The 4,647-nt window shown below is 49.7% G+C and carries 5 protein-coding genes; 3 read left to right on the top strand and 2 right to left on the bottom strand.

Going from position 1 to position 4,647, the window contains the following annotated elements; genetic code table 11:
• Positions 1–243 (bottom strand): glutaredoxin 3 (gene grxC, locus AC4MRN_RS19610; protein ID WP_491204261.1); only part of this gene is annotated, 243 nt, incomplete at its 3' end.
• 20 nt (positions 244–263) lie between these two features.
• Positions 264–689 carry a rhodanese-like domain-containing protein gene (locus AC4MRN_RS19615; RefSeq protein WP_073324342.1) on the bottom strand — a complete coding sequence of 142 codons (426 nt, stop codon included), beginning with the start codon at positions 687–689 and terminating at the stop codon, positions 264–266.
• Positions 690–1,128: 439 nt separating this feature from the next.
• On the opposite strand from AC4MRN_RS19615, the gene gpmM reads away from it, so the two are divergent.
• The 3 genes from gpmM to AC4MRN_RS19630 all read left to right on the top strand — a co-directional run.
• Positions 1,129–2,664, top strand: coding sequence for a 2,3-bisphosphoglycerate-independent phosphoglycerate mutase (gpmM, locus tag AC4MRN_RS19620; protein ID WP_490402947.1), 1,536 nt, complete (start codon positions 1,129–1,131; stop codon positions 2,662–2,664).
• A 9-nt stretch (positions 2,665–2,673) separates the two neighbouring features.
• Positions 2,674–3,834 carry a murein hydrolase activator EnvC family protein gene (locus AC4MRN_RS19625; RefSeq protein ID WP_491204262.1) on the top strand — a complete coding sequence of 387 codons (1,161 nt, stop codon included), beginning with the start codon at positions 2,674–2,676 and terminating at the stop codon, positions 3,832–3,834.
• 84 nt (positions 3,835–3,918) lie between these two features.
• The coding region (locus AC4MRN_RS19630) for a divergent polysaccharide deacetylase family protein (RefSeq protein ID WP_491204263.1) at positions 3,919–4,647 on the top strand (729 nt) is incomplete at its 3' end.

Raw genomic sequence — 4,647 nt, forward strand, 5'->3', positions numbered from 1 at the left:
CGGGTCCAGCTTTTGTTGTCGCTCTAACGCGTACATATCGTCGCAGCCGCCAATGTGTTGCCCGTTTATAAAAATCTGAGGCACTGTGTAACCACCGTTAGCGCGCTGAATCATCTCGTCGCGAAGTGCAGGCTCTGCATCCACGGCAAATTCAGTGTATTCGACGCCTTTTTGCTGAAGCAGTGCTTTAGCGCGGTGACAATACGGGCAATAGCCCTTGGTGTAGATTTCTACTTTACTCACAGTGTTACCCCAATTGCTGGTTATTTAGCGACGGGCAGTCCGGCCTGAGTCCAGGCGTTCATACCACCGCGCAGCACATTCACTTTCGCGAAGCCTGCTTTGGTCATAGCCGCTGCGACACTACGGGCACTATTGCCCATGGCGCAAACCACTATAATGGGTGTGTCTTTGTGTTTTTCAAGTTTGCTGAAGTTACGCTCGCGTAATTCTTCAGGTTTTATCTGGCGAGCACCTGTTACATGACCTGCTTTATAGTCGTTGGCTGAACGGGTATCCAGCACAACCGCATCTTCGCGGTTTATCAGCAGCGTCATCTCATGCACACTGACTTCCTTAACCGGGGAGATCAAGCCGCTAACGTAGCTGTATACCAGCATGCCAACCAACGCCAGCCATATGCCTGCCAGCATAAAGTTATTGCCAGCAAATTCGATGATTTGATCCATTACGTCTTCCCAATGCATCGTTTTAAAAAAAGAGAGCAAAGTATATAGAAAAAACCGACAGAAGCTAGGGTAGCGCCTGGATTGCGGCTGAAAATTGTACGGGAGCCGGATTGTGCCGTTGCTTTTCCGGCACCTTGCCTGACGCATGCTAATGGAAACAGACAAGGGGATAACAGGCAGTGTGGATTGTACTCAGCAGGTTTAATCGAAAAAAACTATGGAACAGATTTGCTGAAATTTTGACTTATACACTTCAATCCCTTGTAAGGTTTGGTAATATAACAATCAAGCCTCACCCTACGGAACGTTATAAAGCGTCTTAACGAACCAAAGCGATCAAACAAGAGTACCGTTGAGTACCCACTATACCCCTTTGGTAACAAGTATCGTCTGAGCAGGACAGCCTGCCCGGAGGCATAGAATTTTGATAGGAGAACTCATGACTGAATCCAAGAAAACACTGGCGTTAATCATACTCGACGGCTGGGGTTATCGTGAAGATCCAGAAAACAATGCAATTCTGGCGGCTAACACGCCAAACCTGGATGCATTGTTTGCAAACTACCCCAGCACCTTGGTCAGTGGTTCAGGTCTGGATGTTGGATTACCTGACGGACAAATGGGTAACTCTGAAGTGGGTCACGTGAACCTGGGCGCAGGTCGCGTGGTGTATCAGGATTTCACCAAAATCACTAAAGCTATCGACGACGGTGAGTTTGAACACAATCCGGCACTGACGAAAGCCGTTGACGAGGCCGTCAACAAAGGCAAAGCCGTTCACATTATGGGTTTGATGTCGCCAGGTGGTGTACACAGCCATGAAGACCATATTTTTGCTGCTGTGAAAATGGCAGTGAGCCGCGGCGCAAAGAAAGTCTACTTACACGCGTTCCTGGACGGACGTGATACACCTCCTCAGAGCGCACAGGCATCCCTGGAAAAAGCCGATGCGCTGTTTGAAGAACTGGGTGTAGGTAAAACCGCCAGCATTATTGGTCGCTATTTTGCAATGGATCGCGACAAGCGTTGGGACCGTGTGCAAAAGGCCTATGACCTAATTACCCAGGGTAAGGGCGAAGCGCAAGCTGCTTCTGCGGTTGAGGGCCTGAAAGCCTCTTATGAGGCGGGTAAAAACGATGAGTTTGTTCCACCAACAGTAATTGGCGATAGCGTCGCAATGGAAGATGGCGACACCTTGTTGTTCATGAACTTCCGTGCTGACCGCGCGCGACAAATTAGCCAGGTTTTCCTTGACCCAGGCTTTGATGGCTTTACCAAAACAGTGGCGCCTGAGTTGTCGGCGTTTGTTATGTTGACTGAATATTCAGCCGATCTGAAAGCACCTGTTGCGTATCCACCAGAAAAATTGGTTAACGTATTAGGTGAATGGCTGGCAAAACACAACAAGACCCAGCTGCGTATTTCAGAAACTGAAAAATACGCCCACGTTACTTTCTTCTTCAGCGGCGGCGTTGAAAAAGAGTACGAAGGTGAAGAGCGCATTCTGATCCCTTCTCCGGATGTAGCGACTTACGATCTGCAACCAGAGATGAACTCAGAAAAGCTCACTGATGAACTGACTGGCGCCATTGAATCAGGCAAATTCGACGTGATTATTTGTAACTACCCGAATGGCGACATGGTGGGACATACCGGTGATTTCAACGCGGCAGTAAAAGCCTGTGAAGCGGTTGATCACTCAATCGGCCGGGTCATTGAATCGCTGAAGAAAGTCGGTGGCGAATGTTTGATTACAGCGGACCACGGTAATGCTGAGCAAATGGTCGATAAAGCCAGCGGTCAGGCGCACACAGCGCACACCAGTGAGCCAGTACCGTTTATTTACTTTGGTCGCGATGCTGAGGCACGCAAAGGCGGAACGCTGAGTGATGTAGCGCCGACCATTCTGCATTTGATTGGCATGGAACAGCCAAAAGAAATGACAGGTAAAACTATTATGACGCTTAAGTCGTAATTTTTAAGCATGTCACTGGCAGTAAGCAATGTGTGGTTTAAGGCCATTACCCGTGCGGTAGTGGCTGGCTGCATGTTGCTGCTGTTGTCTTCTGTTGCGCAGGCACAGGACAGCGACGATGCCGAAAAAGAACTGGCTGCGCTTCAGGAAGAGTTAAAAGCACGGCAGCAGGCCTTGCTTAACAGTCGGGCGTCAGCCGAAGAGTTACAGGCAGTACTGGCAGAGTCCGAAAAACAAATTGGTGCGGTAGCGGGAAAGCTAAATACAACGCGCAAAGCACTGGCTGAAAATAAACAGCAACAAGCATCGCTAACTCGCCGTCAGGCAGAACTACGCGAAGCCATTGGTCAACAGCAGTCCATGCTGGCAGGCCAGCTCAAAAGTGCCTTTATAGCCGGGCACTACGACTACGCCAAAATGATATTTTATCAGCAGGACGCAGCCCGTTTTGAGCGAATCATCACTTACTACAAGTATTTGAATCAGGCCCGACAGGCCAATATTACCCAATTTACTGCAACAGTCACTGAACTGGAGTCGGTCACCGCTTCGTTACAACAAAAAGCCAGTGAACTGAATCAGTTACAGGCTGACCAACAGCAGCAGCAAAATGAGCTGGTTGCCCGTCAGCAGGACCGTCAGCAAACCCTCAAGCAACTCAACGCCAAAATTGCCGGTGAAGAAACGCGTATTGCCCAACTTCGCGAAGCGGAACAGGCGTTAGTTGAAGCCATTGAGCGGGCACAACGGATGAGTCAGATTCCGCAGGAGCTGACCGGTCTGGCGTCAGATAAAGGACGACTCTTAAAACCGGCCGACGGCTCAGTCAGAAAGCTGTTCGGTAAGCGCCGACAGGGTCAGGTGCGTTGGAAAGGCATCATGATCGACGGCCGTGAAGGCAGTGCGGTTAAGGCTATTGCCCATGGCCGTGTGGTGTATTCGGATTGGTTACGTGGCTTTGGACTGGTGACAATCATCGAACACGGCGATGGGTTTATGACTGTGTATGGCCATAATCAGGCATTACTTCGTCAAGCGGGCGAGTCGGTTGCTAAAGGAGAAACTGTTGCACTTCTTGGGCAAAGTGGCGGTCAAAACTCGCCTAATTTGTACTTCGAAATTCGCCACAAGGGCAAGGCAGTCAATCCTGCCGACTGGCTCGATTTATAGGCCTCAAAACAGAATTCAACGCAGGCTTGGTGTTGATGGACGAGGCTGGTATGCTTAGGCCACAACAACAATAATGAAGTGCGCGTGTTAGTGATAAATAGACATTGGTTTATCAGTGTGTGTTGCCTCGCCGGTTTACTGTTAGGCGTAAATCCAGGCTGCTTGGCCGCCCCAAAAAATAAAGCCACTATTTATGTGATCATCGACGACATTGGTTATCGTTATTCCGATGCACAGGCACTGGTGTTACCCAACGAAGTTACGTTCTCTATTTTACCCCACACCCCGCAGGGGGAGGTGCTGGCATACCGTGCCCACAGTCAATCCCGCGAGGTCATGCTGCATTTACCCATGGCAGCCGAATCCGATAAATCACTAGGACCAGGTGCAATTACACCGCACATGGTGCCTGAAGAAATTAGCCTCACGTTCGATAGTGCATTAAGTTCCGTGCCATTTGCGATTGGCGTGAACAACCACATGGGCAGTGAATTAACCGCTTCTGAAGATGCGATGGCGGTGGTGATGCAACAAATAAAGCAGCGTAATTTGTTCTTCGTCGATAGCCGGACGACGTCTAAAACCGTTGCGCAACAAGTGGCACAACAACAGCATGTTCCTAATGCTCGCCGCCATGTCTTTTTAGACCATGAACAAACAGAGCCTTTCATGCAATCGCAATGGCAACGCTTGCTTCGTCTGGCGAAACGCCATGGTCGTGCAATTGCTATTGCACACCCTCATCCTGAGTCTATCGCATTCCTGCAACAGCAACTCAACAACCTGGAATCAGAGCAGGTTGAACTGCGGCCG

The organism is Marisediminitalea sp. (assembly GCF_984433645.1).